Below are 17533 nucleotides of genomic sequence, written 5' to 3'. Positions count from 1 at the left end.
CCACGCCGACGTAGAGGAGGGGGAGTAGCGTGCCGGGCGTCGGGTGGAAGGCGCCTTGGGTGGCGAGGCTTGCCGCCTGTACGGGCAGCAGGAGGACCGTGCCGACGAGGAATGTGGTGAACAGGAAGGCGGTGCCGTCCAGTTCGGCGGGGCGGCGGCGGAGCAGCGCGCTGTAGGCGGCGAAGCAGCAGGACGCGGCGATCATCCACAGGTCACCGGCGCCGAAGCTCGCCCCGCCGCCCATGAGCAGCAGCACGCCCGCGCAGGCCGTCAGCAGTCCGAGGGTCCGCCGCGCTCCGAGCCGTACGCCGCCCAGCCGCTCGAACACCGCCATCAGGACCGGCGAGGCGGCCATGATCATGCCCATGGTGGGGGCCGGGGTGGTCAGGCCCGCCTGGTTGACGAGGGTGTTGTAGACGGCGACGCCGAGGAGGGAGGCGAGGAGGACGTAGCGGGCGTGGCGTCGGATCAGGGCCCGTTGCCGCCAGGCCCGGCGGGCTCCGAAGGGAGCCACGGCCACCAGCGCGATCACCCAGCGCCAGAAGGCGTGCTGGATCGGCGGGACGCTGTCGTGCAGCGCGCGGGAGGTGACGAAGCTGCCGGACCAGACGACGGTGGCGAGGGCGGCCAGGGCCAGGCCGAGCAATGGGGCGGCTGTCTTGCGGGGACGGGTGGTGGAGGCAGGGGAGGCGGTGGTCCGGTGCAAGACGGCTGCCACTGGGGTCCTTTCGCTGTGGGGTGGGTGGATGTGCACCTACCGTCGCAGCGCCGGAACCGTCAGGTCCATCGAATCTTTTCGAGCAGTCTTTTCAGCAGAGCTGAATGATCGGCGGCGACCCGCTCCCAGCTGCCCGGCCACCGTCGCCCCGAACGCCAGCGCCATGCCCGCCACCTGCAGCGGCGTGAGCGCCTGTCCGAGGGCCGCCCAGCCGACCACGGCGGCGGTCAGCGGGGAGAGCGGGCCGAGGAAACCGACCTGGGTGGCGCTGAGCCGGCCGATGCCGCGGAACCAGAGCCAGTAGGCGAGCGCGGTGTTCGCCAGCGCCAGGTAGAGGTAGCCGCCGGCGGCACGGCCGTCGAGCGCGGGCGGGGCACCCTCGGCCAGGAAGGCGACCGGCGCGATGAGCAGGCCGCCCGCGGTGAGCTGCCAGCCGGTGAGCGCCAGCGGGCCGACGCCGTCCGGGCGGCCCCACCGCTTGGTCAGCACCGTCCCGGCGGCCATCGAGGCGGTGGAGGCGACGGCCGCGAGCACCCCGACCACGTCCAGGGCACCGGCCCCCTTGAGGACGACGAGACTCACACCGAACGCGGCGACGACCCCGGCGACCAGCGTGCGCCCGGCCGGCCGCTGCCCGAGGAGCAGCGCCGAGAGGCCCACGACGAACAGCGGCCCGACCGATCCGACGACGGCGGCCATCCCGCCGGGCAGCCGGTACGCCGACACGAACAGCAGCGGGAAGAAGGCGCCGATGTTCAGCGCGCCCAGCACGAACGCCTTCGCCCACCAGGCGCCGCGCGGCAGCGCCCGGGTCAGGGCCAGCAGGACGAGCCCGGCGGGCAGGGCCCTCATCAGGGCGGTGAACAGGGGGCGGTCGGCCGGGAGGAACTCGGTGGTGACGGCGTAGGTGGTGCCCCAGGAGACGGGGGCGAGGGCGGTGAGCAGGACGGTCATGGGGCGTTTCATCGCAGGTCCCTTCGGATTCCGAAGATGTGGGGTCATGCCGTGACAGGAGCGGGGGTGGCGGCGCCACCGTGGGTCACGGTCACCGGCTGGGGTCGTACCGCCTCCGCCGGCAGCCGGCGCTCGACCCGGATCAGCAGGGCGGCGGCGACCGCCGAGGTGAGGACGAGGACGGCCCACGGCGCCCGGCCGTCCAGCGTGAGCAGGGCCGTGAACAGGGACGGCGCCACCGCCTTCGCCAGCGACCAGGACATCTGGTAGGCCGCCATGTACCGGCCGCGCACCGCCTCGGGCGCCGCCGAGACGGCGAGGACCTCGGCGGCGGGGCTGTGGATCAGCTCGCCGATCGTGTAGACGACGACCACGGCGACCAGAGCGACGCCCAGGACCGCGCCCGAGCCGGGCCGCAGGGTGCCGAGCACGATCTGCGCGGCGAAGGCGGTCGCGAACAGGGCCCCGCCCAGCGCCGCCGCCCGGGTGCGCCGGGCGCCGGCCCGCCGGACCCGCGAGCCGACGAAGACACCGGCCACCGCGCACAGCACCGTGTTGATGGTGAACGCGGCACCCGTGAACACGGCGGGCCCGTGCAGCCACTCCACGACGAACAGCGGGAAGAGGATCGAGAGGGCCGAATAGCTCAGCGCGTTCAGGAAGTTGGCGCCGGTGACGACCAGGAAGGGCCGGTCGGCGAGGACGAGCCGGTAACCGGCGCCCGCCCGCCGCGGGGCCGGGGCTCCGCCGGCCGCGCGCACCGGCTTCAGCGGGCGCAGCAGCAGCGCCGCCAGCGCGAAGGAGAGGGCGTTGCCCCAGGCCGCGTACGTGTACCCGGTGCTGCCCGCGAAGGCGATGACCAGCGTGGCCAGCAGCGAGCCCGCGCCGTTGCCGGCGTTCTGCAGCGCGCGCGTCGACGCCTGCAGCCGGTCCCGGCCGGCCCCGCGCGCCACCTCACCGATCAGGGACTGCTGTGCGGCGGGAAAGGCGCGGTCGGCGGCCGCGGTGACCAGGGCCACGGCCGCGAAGGCGGCGAGGGAGTGGGCGAGGGGGTAGAGGGCGAAGCCGGCGACCCGGACGCCGTAGAGCAGGTACTGCACACGCTTGGCGCCGTACCGGTCCACGGCCGCTCCGGCGAGCGGGAGGGCGCCGATGCCCACGAGACCGGTGGCCGTGAGCACGGCGCCCACGACCGTGAAGGACAGCCCGGTGATGTAGTGGAAGAACACCAGCGTGAACGGGATGTACATGCCGGTGCCGACGCCGTTGACCGCGGCGGCGACGGGCAGGGCCCACTCCCCCGGGACGCGCTCGCTCTCCCCGCTCTTCCTCTTCATCGTGCCTCCCCCTTCGGAATGACTTAATGGGAAGTAGCTTAGCCCTAAGCTACTTTTCGTCAAGCTACTTTCTTGCGGGCGACCGAACGAAGCCGGATACTCACCCCATGAACCCGAGCCAGCCCCCCAGGGATCCCGTCGACGCGATCATCGACCAGTGGGCGGCGGTGCGGCCCGACCTGGACACGAAGGCGATGGAGGTCTTCGGGCGGATCTACCGCCTCTCCCGCGCCATGGGCGACCGCATGGAGAAGGCCTACGCCCCCTACGGCATCTCACGCGGCGAGTTCGACGTCCTCGCGACCCTGCGCCGCTCCGGCGAGCCGTACACCCTCTCCCCGCGCCAGCTCTCGGCGACGCTGATGCTCACCACCGGCGGCATGACCGGCCGCCTCGACAAACTGGAACGGGCCGGCCTGCTGCGCCGCTCCCCCGACCCCCACGACCGCCGCGGCCTCCAGGTCACGCTGACCGAGAAGGGGCTGGACGTCATCGACCGGGCGGTCGGCGCGGGCCTCGACGTCCAGACGGCGGCCCTGACCTCCCTCGAAACGGAACAGGCCGACCAACTGGCCGGCCTGCTACGGGAGTTGCTTGCGGGGACTCAGGGGACGGAGCACTAGGCGGCTACGAAAGCCCCATGGCCGCCGACGTTTTCGTTCACGGCCGCCTCGATCCGAACCACGTCCGTGGAGTCCGCCGCCCAGGCCACGTATCCGTCGGGGCGCACCAGCACCGTCGTACGACGGTCGCTCGCCCACCGCACCACGGCGAGCCGCTCCTCGCGGCCGCCCTCGTACGGCTCCGGGGTGATCAGGACGAACCGGCCGCCGCGCAGGGCCTCGTAGAGGCGGCCGCCGTCGGCCAGGGCGACGTCCGGGACGCGGGTTCCGGTGAGGCGGTGGGCGCCGCGGGGCGCGGGGTAGCGGTAACCGATGCCGGTGATCTGACCGGCGGCCTTGCGGCGGGCCGGGCCCACGGCGTCGAGGAACGTGGTGAGTGCGGCGCGGGCCGCCAGCGTCCAGGGGCGCTTGGCCATGGCGAGGCGGACGATGCCGCCGCTGCTGCGCAGCACCGCCCTGCCGACCGGGTGGCGCTCGGCCTGGTAGCTGTCGAGCAGCTCCGGGGCCGCGTGACCGGTGACGACGGCGGCGAGCTTCCAGCTCAGGTTGGCCGCGTCCTGCAGCCCGGTGTTCATGCCCTGGCCGCCGGCCGGGGTGTGCACGTGGGCGGCGTCCCCGGCGAGGAAGATCCGGCCGACCCGGTAGGCGGGCGCCTGGCGCTCGTCACTGTGGAAGCGGGACATCCAGCGGGCGTCGTGCATCCCGAAGTCCCGGCCGAGCGCGAGGCGGGTGATCTCCTTGACCTCGGCCAGGTCCAGCGGCTCCCGGTCGGGGACGTTGCGGCCGCGGTGCCAGCCGATCACCCGGTAGTAGCCGTCGCCGAACGGCGCGAGGAAGGCGAAGGCGTCGCCGACGGCGTTGACGGTGAGCAGGGTCGGGGGCTTCTCCGCGAGCCGCACGTCGGCGAGGACGACGGAGCGGATCACCGACCTGCCGGGGAAAGGCAGGCCGATCTCGTCCCGCACGGCGCTGCGCATGCCGTCGGCGCCGACGACGTACGCGGCCCGCAGGCTCTCCGTCCGGCCCCCGGGTCCGCGGGCCTCCACCGTCACGCCGTCCGCGTCCTGGGCGAGGCCGGTCAGCTCGGTCTCGTACCGGAAGTCGACGCCCGCCTCGACCGCGCGCCGCTCCAGCACCTTCTCCACCTCGTACTGCGGGAGGACGAGGAGGTGGTTGAAGCGGGAGGGGAGGGCGCCGAGGTCGATGGTGAGGCGGCCGAAGAGGCGGAGCCGGTCCAGGGGTTGACCGACGGCCTCCAGGTCGTCGGCGAGGCCCCGGGCGTCGAGCTGTTCGAGCGTGCGGGCGTGCAGGACGAAGGCCCGGGAGAGGTTGCTGATCTTGTGCGGGCGCTTTTCGAGGACGGTGACCGGGACGCCGGCGGTGGCGAGGTCGCCGGCGAGGAGGAGGCCGGTGGGGCCGGAGCCGACGACGAGGACGCGAGGGGTGGTACCGGGACCGGTGGTGTCAGTGGTGCTGGTGGTTCCAGTGGTGCCGTTCATCGGAGGCCTCCTGGGGTGCCAACGGCCGTTTGCCAACATGTGTTGACCAACGCTTGTTGGCAAACGTAGGACGGCCCGCGAGTAATGTCAACGCTTGTTGGCCTACGCATGTTGGCCTACGCTTGTTGGCATGACCGGCAGCCCCAGCACCAGCACAGATTCCGGTACCGGCAAGGCGACCCGCCGATCCGACGCCACCCGTACCGCGATCCTCGCCGCCGCCCGCGAGCGCTTCGCGGCTGACGGCTACGAGCGTGCCACCATCCGCGCCATCGCCAAGGACGCGCACATCGACCCGTCGATGGTGATGCGGTACTTCGGCAGCAAAGAGGGCCTGTTCGCAGCGGCCGTCGCGCTCGACCTGCGGCTGCCGGACCTGACGCGGGTGCCCAGGGACGAGGTCGGCCTGACGCTGGTGACCCACTTCCTCGGCCTGTGGGAGGAGAACGAGGAACTCACCGCCGTACTGCGGGTGGGCGCCACCAACCAGGCCGGGGCCGAGCGCATGCAGGGCATCTTCCGGGACCAACTACTGCCGGTGGCCCGGCAGGTGTGCCCCGATCCGGAACAGGTGCCTGCTCGGGCCGCGCTCTGCGCCGCGCAGCTGCTCGGGCTCGCGCTCACCCGTTATGTGCTGCGGCTGCCGCCGGCGGTGGCCCTGCACCGCGATGAACTCGTGGCGTGGTTGGGGCCGACCGTGCAGCGGTACCTGACCGCGCCGAGCCCCTGAGACCCGCCCGGAAAACACCGAGGGCGCCGACCCCACCGCACACATGCGGCAGATCGGCGCCCTGGGCAGAGATCAGATGGGCGCTCAGGCCTTCGCCTTGGCCTTCGCCGTGCCGGGCTTGACCACGCGGATCTTGGACTTGTCCAGGACCATCACCAGCCCGGTGATGATCGCGAACAGCGCCAGCGGAAGCAGCACGTACAGGCCCAGCGTCGCGCCGACGCTCAGGCCCGTGCCGGGGTCGTCACCGTCGTCGCGGGTCAGCGCGAGCGCGGGGGACGACATGAGCAGCATCATCAGCGTCGTACCGGCAGCCAGGGCGCCGGCGCGCAGGGCGTTCTTCTTGTCCACGTTCTCAAGTTAGCGAACGCCCAGGAAGGCCGCGCGCCCGGGGTGCCCTATGCGGACCCGCCCTGCCGGAGAGCCGTCAGCAGCGCCCTGAGCCGAGGTGACGCCGTCAGTTCCTCCAGGGGCACCGGCCTGCCGTCCGCGTCGGCGATCGGCAGGCGCCAGTTCGGGTACTGGTCCCAGGTACCCGGCAGGTTCTGCGGGCGGCGGTCGCCGACGCCGTCCGGGAGCCAGACGCCGATCAGGCGGGCCGGGGTGCGCAGCAGGAAGCGGTACACGCCCTGGATCTCCGCCTCCTCGTCGGATCCCGGGGGCCCGGCGGCCGGGCTGTCGAGCAGGCCCAGGCTGCCCAGCAGGGCGAGCCACTCCGCGGTGTCCGCGGTCGCCTCCGCGCGCTCCTCGGTGACCGGGCGGGTCAGCAGGCCCAGGCGGTCGCGCAGGTCGACGTGGTCGCCGGTGAGCCGGGCGGCGGTGGGCGGCAGGTCGTGGGTGGTGGCGGTGGCCAGGCAGTCGGCGCGCCAGCGCTCCGGCGGCAGCGGGTGGCCGTCGCCCTCCCAGTCCCGCTCGAACCACAGCACGGAGGTGCCGAGCACCCCGCGCCGCTGCAGCGTCTCGCGCACCCCCGGCTCCACGGTGCCCAGGTCCTCGCCGATCACCACCGATCCGGCGCGGGAGGCCTCCAGGAGGAGCAGGGCGAGCATGGCGTCGGCGTCGTAGCGGACGTAGGTGCCCTCGGTGGGCGGGCTGCCGACGGGCACCCACCACAGCCGGAACAGGCCCATCACGTGGTCGATGCGCAGGGCGCCGGCGTAGCGGAAGAGGGCGCGCAGGAGGTGGCGGTAGGGGGCGTGGCCGGAGGCGGCGAGGCGGTCGGGGCGCCAGGGGGGCAGCCCCCAGTCCTGGCCGCGGGCGTTGAAGGCGTCGGGCGGGGCGCCGACCGACATGCCGGCGGCGAAGTGGTCCTGCTGGGCCCAGGCGTCCGCGCCCCCGGGGTGCACGCCGACGGCGAGGTCGTGGACGATCCCGACGGGCATGCCGGCCTCCCGGGCGGCGCGCTGGGCGGCGCGGAGCCCGCTGTCGGTGAGCCAGGCGAGCCGGGCGTGGAAGTCGACCCGGCCGGCCAGCTCGGCGCGGGCCCGGGCGGTCTCGGCGGAGCGCGGGTCGCGCAGCCCCTCGGGCCAGCCGTGCCAGTCGGGGCCGTGGGTCTCGGCGAGGGCGCACCAGGTGGCGTGGTCCTCCAGCGCCTGCCCCTCCTCGGCGCGGAAGGCGTCGTACGCGGCCTGCCGTCCGGGTCCGAGCGGGACCCGGACGACCAGCTCCAGGGCCTGCCGCTTCAGCTCCCACACCGCGTCCCGGTCGATGAGGGCGCCCTTGTCCAGGACGTCGGCGCGCAGCCGCTCGGCGCGCTCCAGCAGGGCGCGGACACGGCCCTGGTCCTCGACGTACGCGAACTCGGGGATCTCCTCGATCCGCAGGTGGACGGGGTCGGGGTAGCGGCGCGAGGACGGCCGGTACGGGGACGGGTCGGTCGGGGTCCCGGGTACGGCCGCGTGCAGCGGGTTGACCTGTACGAACCCGGCTCCGGCGGTACGCGCGGCCCAGCCGGCCAGCTCGGCGAGATCACCGAGGTCGCCCATGCCCCAGGAGCGCCGGGAGAGCAGCGAGTACAGCTGGACGAGCAGGCCGTGGGAGCGGGTGGCGGGGGCGGGCAGCCGGTCGGGGGCGACGATGAGGTGGGTGTGCCCGGTGCGTCCGTCGGGTGCGGTGGCGCTCACCCGGTGCACACCGGCGGGCAGCCCCTCGGTCCCGTCCCGCTCCTCCCCCTGCTCGGTCTCGACGCGCAGGCGGGTGCCGGGCGGCAGCGCGGCGAAGGCGGGCGGCGGCCCCTCGGTGCCGGCCCACTGGACCACCGTCGTCGGCAGCAGCCGGGCGCGCAGCTCGCGCTCCCGTGCGGCGAGCGCGGTGCGGACGGCGTCCGGGGTGCTCGCGTCGACGCCGAGGGCGGCCAGGGCGGCGACCACGGCGGAGACGGAGACCGCGACCGTACGGTCCGGGGCGGGGCTGTAGGAGGTGGCGACCCCGTGCAGCCCGGCGAGCCGGGCCAGCTGCTCGTCCTCGAGCGCCGCGGCCATCTACAGCCCCGCGCCGAAGGAGGCCGGGACGGGGTCGGACTCGCTGGTCAGCGGGGCGGCGTCGGCGAGCGGCGGCTCGCTGGTCAGGGGCTCGGCGTCGGGCAGCGGCGGCTCGCTGGTCAGCGGCGCCTCGGCGCTCGCGCTCTCCGCGCTGAAGACACCGGCGGGCGCCTCGTGGGTCTCGGCGGACTGCTCCGCCACGGGTTTCCACTGGGCCGGAATCGAGGGATGCGCGGGTGCGGCCACGGGGGCCTCCTTGCCTCTGAGTCTGTTAGGCGGGTTGCCCAGATTGTCCGGGTCTTTTCGCCGGGCCGGATGCCGCGGCTTGCGAGGGTCAAAGGCAGGCCTACCCCGAGACCGCGATGGCACTCTCCAGGGCGGTGGAGCACGGATGTGCGCGCCTCGTGATCCGTGGGCCCCCGGCCGGTCGATAGACGGGGTGTGAGACTGTTCCGCCCCATGGGGGGCCAGCGGGAGAAGGACGGCGCGGGGGACGCGGCTCTGCTGCGGGCCGTCGCGGCGGGGGATCCGGCGGCGATGGCCGACCTGTACGACCGGCACGCGGGATGGCTGCACGCCCGGCTGACGCGGCGCTGCGCCGATCCGGAGGTCGTACGGGAAGTACTGCAGGACACCTTCGTCACGGTGTGGCGGTCGGCGGCCGGGCATCGCGGGGAGGAGGCCGGCGGCTGGCTGTGGACGATCGCGGCGCGGCGGCTGGTCGACGCGCGTCGGGCACAGGAGCGGGCCGCGCGGGTGGCGGGGCCGCCGCTGGAACCCGAGCCCCACGGGGGGTACGAGCCCGCCGCCTCCGCCGAGGACAGGGTGCTGGCCGGGCTGGAGTACGGCGATGTCGGCGCCGCCCTCGACCGGATCTCCCCCGAGCTGCGCGAGGTGCTGCGCGCGACCGTCGTCGACGGGTTGAGCACCCGTGAGGCGGCCCGGCTGCTCGGCATACCCGAGGGCACGGTCAAGTCCCGCGCCCGGCGCGCCCGCGCCGAACTACGCACGGCCCTGGGCCACTTGAACCCGTCCCCGCTGGGAGGCATGGCATGAGCAACGGCAATGCGCGCACCTGGCACGCCTCCGACGGTCTCATCGCCCGCTACGCCGACGGCTCCCTTCCGGAGCCGGACGCGTGGTCCCTGGAGAAGCACCTGGAGGGCTGCGCCGGATGCGCGGCGCGGGTGTCGCGGGCGGTGCACGGTACGGCGGCGGGGGCGGTGCTGGCCCAGGTGCGGGAGTCGGTGCTGGCGGCGGCGCCGCCGGTACTGAAGCAGGTCGCCCCGGAGGCACCTCCGGCCCCGGCACCACCCCGGCTCGCCCGGCTCCTGTGGGCCGTCGGGCCCGCCGTGCGCGGGGCCTGGCTGCCCGCGGTGCTGCTGGTCGCCGTGGGGGCGATGGCCCTGGGGTACGGGGGCGGGTTCCCCGACGCGCGGGCGCTGCTGCTGGCGATCGCCCCCGTCGTGCCCGTGGCCGGGGTCGCCCTGTCCTACGGGCCGCACGCCGACCCGCTGTACGAGGTCGTCGCGGCCACCCCGGCCGGCGGGCTGCGGCTGGCGCTGACCCGGACGGCCGCCGTCCTCGGGGTGAGCCTGCCGCTGCTGACCGTCGCCGGCCTGCTGCTGCCCGCCTCCGGCGCTCCGGCGGCCGCGGCCTGGCTGCTGCCGGGGCTGGCGCTGACGCTGGGCTCGCTGGCCCTGGCCTCCTTCGTCGGCTGCCGCACGGCGTCCGGCGTCACGGCCGGGGGCTGGCTGTGCGCCGTCCTCGCACCGGTGTCCGCGGCGCCGGCCGACGGAGCCGGCGCACGGCTGGCCGAGCAGCTCTCCCGTTGCCTCGACGGCACCGGGACGCAGGGCGCGTGGGCCGCGGCGGCCGCCCTGAGCGCCGCACTGCTGGTCGCCCGCCGCCCGGCCTACGACCGCCTGATCCGCAGCTGACGACGAGGGGCGCCGTAGGACCCTCTCCGGTCCTCGACCGCCCCGCCCGGCGCCTGCTTCCTCTTGCTTCATGGGCCGCACCGGCTTTCGCGACCACCGGGCGGCCCGCCCACGGCGGCCTCGCCGCCCCCGAACCATTCGAACGGCAGCCGCGCGACCGCCCCGCGGTCCGTCCCGGCCCCATCCCTGGAGACATCGTGAGTTCCATACGCGTGACCGGCCTACGGGTCCGGCACCGCAAGACCCTTGCGCTCGACTCGGTCGACCTGGCCCTCGGCACCGGCGTGCACGGGCTGCTCGGGCCGAACGGGGCCGGCAAGACCTCTCTGATTCGGGTGCTGGCCACGGTGGCGCAGCCGTCCGGCGGAAGGGTGGAGATCGTCGGGCAGGACAGTACCGACCAGCGCGGGCGGGCCGAGATCCGGCGCCGGCTCGGCTACCTTCCCCAGGAGTTCGGCTACTACCCCGGCTTCACGGTGCGGGAGTTCGTGGCGTACGTGGCCTGGCTGAAGGAGCTGCCCGGCGCCCGGGTCCCGGCCGCCGTGGAGCGGGCCGTGGCCCGGGTCGGGCTCGCCGACCGCATCGACGCGAAGATCAAGACGCTGTCCGGGGGCATGGTCCGCCGCGTCGGCATCGCCCAGGCCATCGTCAACGACCCGAGCGTGCTGCTGCTGGACGAGCCGACCGCGGGGCTCGACCCCGAGCAGCGCGTGGAGTTCCGCGAGCTGCTGAGGGAGCTGGGGGCGTCGGCCACCGTGGTGGTCTCCACCCACCTGGTGGAGGACGTGGCCGCCGCCTGCACGGAGGTCACCCTCCTGGACCGGGGCCGGATCGCCTACCGGGGCACCCCCGAGGCGCTCACCGCGCTCGGCGCGGCCTCGCACGGCCCGGGCGACCACCCGATCGAGCGCGGGTACACCGCCGCGCTGCGGGCCCACCGCGCGCCCCGGGGCACGGAGGCGGCGCGATGACCCTCGTGACGGAACCGACGGCGGCCGTCCGGACCCGGCACCCGCTGCGCGCCGAGTCGGTCCGCGGCTTCGCTCCCTTCGCCGGGGCGGGGATCCTGCTGACGCTCGGCGCGATGCTGGCCGGGTCCTCGGCCCGCTGGCAGGGCGGCTGGGCGGAGACCGCGGCCGAACTGCACACGGCGGTGCTGATCACCGCCCCGTTCGCCGCCGCCGCGGGCTGCTGGCAGGGCGGCCGGGAGCGGCGGCGGCACACCGAGGAACTGTGGGGGACGGTCGTACGCACACCGCTCGCGCGGTTCCTGGCGTCCGCCCTGCCGGTCGTCGCCTGGGTGGTGGCCGGCTACCTGGTCGCAGCGGCTTTCGCGATGCTCGCCACCTGGCCCTTCGCCCGGGGCGACCGGCCGCACCTGGCCCTGCTGCCGGGGGACGCGGTGGCCGTGGCCGCCGCCGCACTGCTGGGGCATGTGGTGGGTCGCGTCGTCCCCACCCGGCTGGCGGCGCCGCTGCTGGCGATGGCCGGGTACGTGGGGCTCGGTATGGCGTCGACCGCCCGGTCGGGCTCCGGCATCCACCTCAATCCCGCGTTTCCCGTCCCGTCCGCCTCGCTGCCGGTGTGGTGGCAGCCGGTGGCGATGGCGCTGTGGACGGGCGGGCTGGCGGTCGCGGCCACACTGGCGTATGCCGCCCGACGCCGGGTGAAGGCCCTGGTGCCCCTGGCCGTCGCCGTGACCGCGGGGGCACTGCTCGCCCACACCGGGAACGGCCTGTGGCACCGGGACCCGCTCGTCCACCGTCAGGTCTGCGACACCTCCACCACCCCGGCCGTCTGTGTCAACGCCCGGTACGCGGGCATGCTCCCGCAGGTCAGGGAGGCTCTGTCGGGGGTCACCGGCAAGCTGAAGGGCGTACGGAACCTGCCGGTGCGGTGGGCGGACCGGGGCGGCGCCCCCCGTGCCCACGAGGCCGAGCTGCCGACCCTGGCGCCGTTCGGCTGGTCGGTGGTACGGGGCCGGCTGACCAGCCCGACGGAGTTCGCGTGGCAGGCCGTGGCGTCGCTGCAGAACCGCGACTGCCCCTTCGAGAAGCAGGAAGACCCCCGTGTGCAGCGGGCGGACGACGTCGTGGCGGCCTACCTGGCGCCGAGCCCCCAGCAGAAGTACTTCGACGACCTGGACGCCCAGGGAGACGCGTCCCACCGCGCGGAGCTGCGCGAGCGCCGCGCCGCCAAGGCCCGTTTCGCGGCGATGACCGGGGACGAGCGCCGCGCGTGGCTGTCCGCGTACTTCGCCGCCCGGGGCGACTGCGACCCGAAGGGGGTGCCGTCCCTGTGACCGGACTCCTTCTGTACGCGCGCTCCCGCGCGCTGCCGGCCGCCCTGGCCGCCCTCGCCGGCACCGCCGCCTTCGCGCTCTGGGCCGCCGGCCGCCTGGACACCTATGTGGACCCCGACCGCCGGGTGCCCATCGTCGCCTTGGCCCCCCTGCTGGCCGCCGCCGTGATCGGCACGACCCTGTACACGGCGTCGGACGAACTCGACCGGACCGCCGTACGCCCCTGGTGGCCGCGCCGGCTGCTGCAGCTGGCGGCGCTGACCGCGCTGGCGGCGGCGCTGCTGCCGCTCGCGGTGCTCGGGCATCCGGAGGTCTTCGGGCCCGCGACGGTGATCCGCAACGTACTCGGGTGTACGGGGCTCACGGCGGCGGCAGCCGTACTGCTCGGCGCACGGCTGAGCTGGCTGCCCGTCTTCGGGTACGTCACCGCCGTGTATCTGGGCTCCTCGGGGGCGCGCGGGCGCGCGGCGACGGTGTGGGCGTGGCCGATGCAGCCGGGTGCGCAACCGGGCGCCTGGGCAGCTGCGCTGGTGGCGTTCTCCGTGGGCGCCGCCCTGTACGCCGTACGCGGGGCGCGCGTGGAAGGACCCCGCGGCTGAACGGAGCCGCTCGGCCACGGGGTACACAAAGGCCCGGATCGTCAGGCGGAGATGCCGTCGATCCGGGCCATGGCGTCGTCCGCGCCGAACGGCTGCAAGTAGGGCAGCCAGCGCGGGTCCCTATGGCCGGTCCCGATGATGCGCCAGGCCAGACCGGAAGGCGGGGCCGGTTTGTGGCGCAGCCGCCAGCCGATCTCGACGAGGTGTTTGTCGGCCTTCACGTGGTTGCAGCGGCGGCAGGAGGCCACCACGTTGTCCCAGACGTGCTTGCCCCCGCGGCTGCGCGGGATGACGTGGTCGACGCTGGTTGCGACGCCACCGCAGTACATGCACCGGCCCCCGTCGCGGGCGAACAGCGCCCTGCGGGTAAGAGGAACGGGCCCCCGATAGGGAACCCGGACGAATCGCTTGAGCCGGACCACGCTGGGTGCGGGGACTGTGACGGTTGCGCTGTGCATATAGGCGCCGGATTCCTCGAGGGAGACCGCCTTGTTCTCCAGGACGAGGACGAGAGCGCGACGAAGCGGTACGACGCCGAGTGGCTCGTACGACGCGTTGAGGACCAGGACATGCGGCACGGGGGCCTCCTTGGGCGTCGGCGGCGCGTGGCTCGCGCCGGGACGATCTGCAGTCAGTCTCCCCTCTTGCCTGGTGGAAGCGCCACCATGTCCCGGTAACGGGCTGGGAGTGTTTTCGACCACACCTGATTCATCCCCAGGATCATGGCCTGTTCAAGCCCGGGTGAGACCGGTCTCTCCTGAGCCTCTCCACCGCGGAACGGCATGGCACACACACAATGCCCCGTTAGTGTGGTGGTCCTGTCCGTCCGGTGACCTTTTCGTGACCTTGACCGCCCCACCGGAGCGGACCGGCCAGCACCATGGAGGTACCCGCCGTGTCCTTGCCCGTCGTCCTACAGGCCGCCGGTGCGACGCCGTCCCCGTCTCCGTCGGGGTCCACGGCCCCGGCCGTGCCGACGCTCCAGGACGCCCAGGAGAGCGCGACGAACGCGGCGAGCTGGGTGGAGCAGAACTGGTCGACCTGGCTCGCGATGGGCCTGCAGATCCTGCTGATCCTGGTCGTGGCGTTCGTGCTCAGAGCGGCGGTGCGGCGGGCGATCACCAAGCTGATAGACCGGATGAACCGGACCGTGGAGTCGGTGGACGGCACCGCGCTGGGCGGGCTGCTGGTCAACGCCGAGCGGCGCCGGCAGCGCTCGCAGGCGATCGGCTCGGTGCTGCGCTCGGTGGCGAGCTTCCTGATCCTCGGCACGGCCGCGCTGATGGTGCTGTCCACCTTCAAGATCAACCTGGCCCCGCTGCTGGCCTCGGCCGGTGTGGCCGGTGTGGCGATCGGTTTCGGTGCCCGGAACCTGGTCACGGACTTCCTCTCCGGCGTGTTCATGATCCTGGAGGACCAGTACGGCGTCGGTGACGTGGTCGACGCGGGCGTGGCCTCCGGCGAGGTGATCGAGGTCGGGCTGCGGGTGACCAAGCTGCGCGGTGACAACGGCGAGATCTGGTACGTCCGCAACGGCGAGGTCAAGCGGATCGGCAACCTCTCCCAGGGCTGGGCGACCGCCGGGGTCGACGTGACCGTACGGGCGAGCGAGGACCTGGACCGGGTGAAGGCCACGCTGGACGAGGTCGCCGAGCAGATGACCAAGGAAGAGCCCTGGAACGAGCTGCTGTGGGGGCCGATCGAGGTGCTCGGCCTGGACAGCGTGCTGATCGACTCCATGGTGGTCCGGGTCTCGGCCAAGACCATGCCGGGCAAGGCGGTGGCCGTGGAACGCGAGCTGCGCTGGCGCATCAAGCGGGCGTTCGACGCGGCCAGCATCCGCATCGTGGGCGGGGCGACGGCCACGGAGGACACCGAGGACACCCCCGACCCGACGGCCTCGGTGGCGGCACCCTCGGTCTACTCGAACACCGCGTCCCCGCAGTCGGAGGCGGCGACGCCGATCACTCCGCAGCAGCGGTCGGCGCCGAAGTAGTTCCGCAGGCCAGGCGGTAGCCCTCGCGGACCCAGGCGTCCTTGCCGGGGTGCCTTCCGCATCGCAGGAGCGCACTGCCGTCGCCGTCCCAGGTGGTCACGCTGCCGTACAGGTCGGTGTCCCGGCCGGCACAGGTGACGGTGAAGCTCGCCTGCACGACGTGGACCCCGTCGGCCTCGACGAAGCGGCCCGGGACTCCGCGGAGGTCCACCGTGACCAGGTCCTGCTTCCGGTTCACGGTCGTCCGGCCGGGCTTGCCCAGCATGGCCACGTCCACGCTGAGGCGGTCGGCGAGCGAGGCCAGCACACGCCGGTCCGAGACGCTCGGCGCGCTGGTCTCCACGCTCGCCGTCACCGTGCGCACGTGGACGGCCGGGAACGCGAAGTGCGCGTACTTCCCGGCCCTGACGTCGCTCTTGCCGACCGTCACCACCGGGGAGACCTCGGTGAGCCGCCATTCCGCCGCGGTCGTACGCCAGTGGATGGCACCGGAGCGGCAGGAGGGCACGGACGCGGAGGGCGTCGCACGGGCGACCGGCTTCTCCTGCGCCGAACACGCCACCGCGCCCAGCAGCAGCACCGCCGCCGCGATGTGACGCTTTTTCATTCCGCCCCCACCATCCTCGCCATCTGGCACAGCGCCACGAACGCACTCGCCCTGCGCACCCCCTGCATGCTCGTCAGCCCCTCCCCCGCCCGGATCCACACCCGGGCCTCGCCCGAGGGTTCGAACGTCACCGAACCGGCGACGGACTGCCGGCCACGGAACGGACGCCAGCGGAACTCCAGTCGCTCCTCCCCGCCCATCACGGCGAACGCCCGCTCGGACGTGTCCAGCAGGGTCCTCAGCCGCGCCGGCGGCCCGGCGGGGAAAGTGCGTTCCTGTGTCTCCGCGAGGGCCGCCACGGTGACCGGGATCCCGGTGCCCCGGGCACGTCGTATCAGGGCCCCGTGCACATAGAGGGCGCCGAGGAGAGCCAGCACCGCCCACACGAGCGGCACGGGGAGGAGATCGCCGAGCGTCGGCCAGGCGAAGCCGTCGTCGGAGGCCTCGACCAGGGCCATGATCACCATCAACGGCAGAAAGCTCGCGAACGTGCTCAGCCAGAGCCTCAGCACCAGTCTTCCATCGGGCACGAATCGTGAATCTAAGCCCTCTGACCAGCGAAAACCAGATCCGTGACGGACTCGTGACGCACCCGGGGATTCAGATCGTCTTCACAGGAACCCCGCGTTCCCTCCGCATACGGTGATCCTTTAGGGTCACCTCCACAAGGGCCCTTGCTCTGGAGCGCGACGCCGCCCGGGGGCCCCCTCCGAATGTGGGGAAACATGAGAAAGCTCGCCATAGGCACGGCCCTGTCCGGTGCCCTGGCACTCGCCGGCCTCGCCGCACCCGCGGCCTCCGCGGCCGGCACGCCCGACCTGACCTTCGCCGGCGTGACCGTGAACAACGGCAAGCCGGTCGTCGTCGGCATCAGCAAGGCCGTGACCGTGCCGGTGTCCTACACCCTGACCCGCCCCAAGGACCTGGTCATCGACCAGAAGAAGACGTTCCAGGCGGTGATCCTCTACCGCGGCACCCTGCGGACCATGCCCAACGAGCTGGACCCGGAGGCGGCGCCGAGCTGCACGCCCACCGCCACGACGGACACCACGGTCACCGAGAGCTGCACCGAGACGATCACCGTGGACCCGGGGGACTCCCTGTTCGAGGCCGCGGACGCCACCACCTGGAAGGCCGCGGGCCTGTACGCCCACGCCGACGGCACCGTCTCGGACGACTACCTGCACAACGAGACCGACGTGACCATCTGGGGCAACCTCGCCTCGGCGAACGTGCAGCGCGCCGCCAAGGTGACCGTGAACGCCTCCCCGGAGCCCGCGGCCAAGGGCAAGACGCTGACCGTCAAGGGCAAGCTGACCCGGGCGAACTGGGAAAGCCTGAAGTACACGGGCTACCAGGGCCGGACGGTCCTGCTCCAGTTCAAGGCGGACGGCGGTTCGTACAAGAACGTCAAGGCGATCACCTCCGGCACCGGGGGCGCCCTGTCCACCACGGTGACGGCGACCAAGAGCGGCACCTACCGCTTCGTCTTCACGGGTACGGCCACCACCGCGGCCAAGACCTCCGCCGGTGACCACGTGACGGTCAGGTAGTCCGGCACCCCGCTTGACGCAGGCCTGTGAAGCAGGCCCGCACCCCCTTACGGCACGCCCCCGAGGTAACGACTCTGTTGCCTCGGGGGCGTTGTCTATTGACGCCCTCTTCGTCCTGGGCTTACGTTCCTCCCACCCGAATAGGAAAGTTTCCTAACAGTGATCTTCCGGCGCCCCGGTGATCAAGACTGGACG

Annotated in this window: 19 protein-coding genes; 9 read left to right on the top strand and 10 right to left on the bottom strand. The window is 73.6% G+C overall.

The window, feature by feature from the left end; genetic code table 11:
- From BEK98_RS02210 to BEK98_RS02200, 3 genes are all read right to left on the bottom strand, one after another.
- Positions 1-718 (bottom strand): DMT family transporter (locus BEK98_RS02210; RefSeq protein ID WP_094214625.1); only part of this gene is annotated, 718 nt, incomplete at its 3' end.
- A gap of 36 nt (positions 719-754) precedes the next feature.
- Positions 755-1684: an EamA family transporter gene (locus BEK98_RS02205; protein WP_094214612.1), complete on the bottom strand. Its 930-nt coding sequence runs from the start codon at positions 1682-1684 to the stop codon at positions 755-757.
- Between the two features lie 32 nt (positions 1685-1716).
- The gene (locus BEK98_RS02200; RefSeq protein WP_094214611.1) at positions 1717-3009 is read right to left on the bottom strand and encodes an MFS transporter; all 1293 of its coding nucleotides are present in this window, start codon (positions 3007-3009) and stop codon (positions 1717-1719) included.
- A 107-nt stretch (positions 3010-3116) separates the two neighbouring features.
- On the opposite strand from BEK98_RS02200, the gene BEK98_RS02195 reads away from it, so the two are divergent.
- On the top strand, positions 3117-3632 hold the full coding sequence (locus BEK98_RS02195) for a MarR family winged helix-turn-helix transcriptional regulator (RefSeq protein ID WP_094214610.1): 516 nt from the start codon (positions 3117-3119) through the stop codon (positions 3630-3632).
- On the opposite strand, the gene BEK98_RS02190 is transcribed toward BEK98_RS02195, so the two are convergent.
- Positions 3629-5131: an FAD-dependent monooxygenase gene (locus BEK98_RS02190; protein ID WP_094214609.1), complete on the bottom strand. Its 1503-nt coding sequence runs from the start codon at positions 5129-5131 to the stop codon at positions 3629-3631. The genes BEK98_RS02195 and BEK98_RS02190 overlap by 4 nt on opposite strands.
- Before the next feature lie 130 nt (positions 5132-5261).
- Between BEK98_RS02190 and BEK98_RS02185 the strand changes: the two genes are divergently transcribed.
- Positions 5262-5861, top strand: coding sequence for a TetR/AcrR family transcriptional regulator (locus BEK98_RS02185; protein WP_094214608.1), 600 nt, complete (start codon positions 5262-5264; stop codon positions 5859-5861).
- Positions 5862-5945: 84 nt separating this feature from the next.
- Here the strand turns inward: BEK98_RS02185 and BEK98_RS02180 are convergent, their stop codons facing one another.
- The 3 genes from BEK98_RS02180 to BEK98_RS02170 are packed head-to-tail and all read right to left on the bottom strand — an operon-like array spanning position 5946 to position 8587.
- Entirely contained in the window at positions 5946-6212 is a 267-nt protein-coding gene (locus BEK98_RS02180) for a hypothetical protein (RefSeq protein WP_094214607.1), read from the bottom strand.
- Between the two features lie 47 nt (positions 6213-6259).
- Positions 6260-8341, bottom strand: a complete 2082-nt coding sequence (gene malQ / locus BEK98_RS02175; RefSeq protein WP_094214606.1) for a 4-alpha-glucanotransferase — start codon at positions 8339-8341, stop codon at positions 6260-6262.
- The gene (locus BEK98_RS02170; protein WP_094214605.1) at positions 8342-8587 is read right to left on the bottom strand and encodes a hypothetical protein; all 246 of its coding nucleotides are present in this window, start codon (positions 8585-8587) and stop codon (positions 8342-8344) included.
- Between the two features lie 213 nt (positions 8588-8800).
- Here BEK98_RS02170 and BEK98_RS02165 point away from each other — a divergent pair, with 213 nt between their 5' ends.
- The 5 genes from BEK98_RS02165 to BEK98_RS02145 all read left to right on the top strand — a co-directional run bounded on the left by BEK98_RS02165 (position 8801) and on the right by BEK98_RS02145 (position 13182).
- Positions 8801-9397, top strand: a complete 597-nt coding sequence (locus tag BEK98_RS02165; RefSeq protein WP_094214604.1) for an RNA polymerase sigma factor — start codon at positions 8801-8803, stop codon at positions 9395-9397.
- Positions 9394-10281: a zf-HC2 domain-containing protein gene (locus tag BEK98_RS02160; protein WP_094214603.1), complete on the top strand. Its 888-nt coding sequence runs from the start codon at positions 9394-9396 to the stop codon at positions 10279-10281. The genes BEK98_RS02165 and BEK98_RS02160 overlap by 4 nt, the downstream gene beginning before the upstream one ends.
- A gap of 212 nt (positions 10282-10493) precedes the next feature.
- Positions 10494-11252 carry an ABC transporter ATP-binding protein gene (locus tag BEK98_RS02155; RefSeq protein ID WP_094214602.1) on the top strand — a complete coding sequence of 253 codons (759 nt, stop codon included), beginning with the start codon at positions 10494-10496 and terminating at the stop codon, positions 11250-11252.
- Positions 11249-12583, top strand: a complete 1335-nt coding sequence (locus BEK98_RS02150; RefSeq protein ID WP_094214601.1) for a hypothetical protein — start codon at positions 11249-11251, stop codon at positions 12581-12583. Before BEK98_RS02155 ends, BEK98_RS02150 begins: the two co-directional genes overlap by 4 nt.
- On the top strand, positions 12580-13182 hold the full coding sequence (locus BEK98_RS02145) for a hypothetical protein (protein WP_094214600.1): 603 nt from the start codon (positions 12580-12582) through the stop codon (positions 13180-13182). The genes BEK98_RS02150 and BEK98_RS02145 overlap by 4 nt, the downstream gene beginning before the upstream one ends.
- A gap of 41 nt (positions 13183-13223) precedes the next feature.
- On the opposite strand, the gene BEK98_RS02140 is transcribed toward BEK98_RS02145, so the two are convergent.
- On the bottom strand, positions 13224-13760 hold the full coding sequence (locus tag BEK98_RS02140) for an HNH endonuclease (RefSeq protein WP_094214599.1): 537 nt from the start codon (positions 13758-13760) through the stop codon (positions 13224-13226).
- 317 nt (positions 13761-14077) lie between these two features.
- Between BEK98_RS02140 and BEK98_RS02135 the strand changes: the two genes are divergently transcribed.
- The gene (locus BEK98_RS02135) at positions 14078-15178 is read left to right on the top strand and encodes a mechanosensitive ion channel family protein (RefSeq protein WP_257033444.1); all 1101 of its coding nucleotides are present in this window, start codon (positions 14078-14080) and stop codon (positions 15176-15178) included.
- Here the strand turns inward: BEK98_RS02135 and BEK98_RS02130 are convergent.
- Positions 15147-15785, bottom strand: a complete 639-nt coding sequence (locus BEK98_RS02130; protein ID WP_094214597.1) for a hypothetical protein — start codon at positions 15783-15785, stop codon at positions 15147-15149. The genes BEK98_RS02135 and BEK98_RS02130 overlap by 32 nt on opposite strands.
- The gene (locus tag BEK98_RS02125) at positions 15782-16315 is read right to left on the bottom strand and encodes a hypothetical protein (RefSeq protein WP_094214596.1); all 534 of its coding nucleotides are present in this window, start codon (positions 16313-16315) and stop codon (positions 15782-15784) included. The genes BEK98_RS02130 and BEK98_RS02125 overlap by 4 nt, the downstream gene beginning before the upstream one ends.
- 195 nt (positions 16316-16510) lie before the next feature.
- Between BEK98_RS02125 and BEK98_RS02120 the strand changes: the two genes are divergently transcribed.
- On the top strand, positions 16511-17338 hold the full coding sequence (locus BEK98_RS02120; RefSeq protein ID WP_094214595.1) for a hypothetical protein: 828 nt from the start codon (positions 16511-16513) through the stop codon (positions 17336-17338).
- The last annotated feature ends 195 nt before the right edge of the window (positions 17339-17533 follow it).

It is taken from the genome of Streptomyces diastatochromogenes (assembly GCF_002242805.1).
GTDB classification, from domain to species: domain Bacteria; phylum Actinomycetota; class Actinomycetes; order Streptomycetales; family Streptomycetaceae; genus Streptomyces; species Streptomyces diastatochromogenes.
This window is presented reverse-complemented; position numbering and strand designations above follow the sequence as displayed.

What these genes read in the sequence shown, in the direction of transcription:
- BEK98_RS02205 (WP_094214612.1), bottom strand. Translation starts at nt 1,684, where the DNA reads ATGAAACGCCCCATGACCGTCCTGCTCACCGCCCTCGCCCCCGTCTCC.
- BEK98_RS02200 (WP_094214611.1), bottom strand. Translation starts at nt 3,009, where the DNA reads ATGAAGAGGAAGAGCGGGGAGAGCGAGCGCGTCCCGGGGGAGTGGGCC.
- BEK98_RS02195 (WP_094214610.1), top strand. Translation starts at nt 3,117, where the DNA reads ATGAACCCGAGCCAGCCCCCCAGGGATCCCGTCGACGCGATCATCGAC.
- BEK98_RS02190 (WP_094214609.1), bottom strand. Translation starts at nt 5,131, where the DNA reads ATGAACGGCACCACTGGAACCACCAGCACCACTGACACCACCGGTCCC.
- BEK98_RS02185 (WP_094214608.1), top strand. Translation starts at nt 5,262, where the DNA reads ATGACCGGCAGCCCCAGCACCAGCACAGATTCCGGTACCGGCAAGGCG.
- malQ (WP_094214606.1), bottom strand. Translation starts at nt 8,341, where the DNA reads ATGGCCGCGGCGCTCGAGGACGAGCAGCTGGCCCGGCTCGCCGGGCTG.
- BEK98_RS02165 (WP_094214604.1), top strand. Translation starts at nt 8,801, where the DNA reads ATGGGGGGCCAGCGGGAGAAGGACGGCGCGGGGGACGCGGCTCTGCTG.
- BEK98_RS02160 (WP_094214603.1), top strand. Translation starts at nt 9,394, where the DNA reads ATGAGCAACGGCAATGCGCGCACCTGGCACGCCTCCGACGGTCTCATC.
- BEK98_RS02150 (WP_094214601.1), top strand. Translation starts at nt 11,249, where the DNA reads ATGACCCTCGTGACGGAACCGACGGCGGCCGTCCGGACCCGGCACCCG.
- BEK98_RS02130 (WP_094214597.1), bottom strand. Translation starts at nt 15,785, where the DNA reads ATGAAAAAGCGTCACATCGCGGCGGCGGTGCTGCTGCTGGGCGCGGTG.
- BEK98_RS02120 (WP_094214595.1), top strand. Translation starts at nt 16,511, where the DNA reads ATGAGAAAGCTCGCCATAGGCACGGCCCTGTCCGGTGCCCTGGCACTC.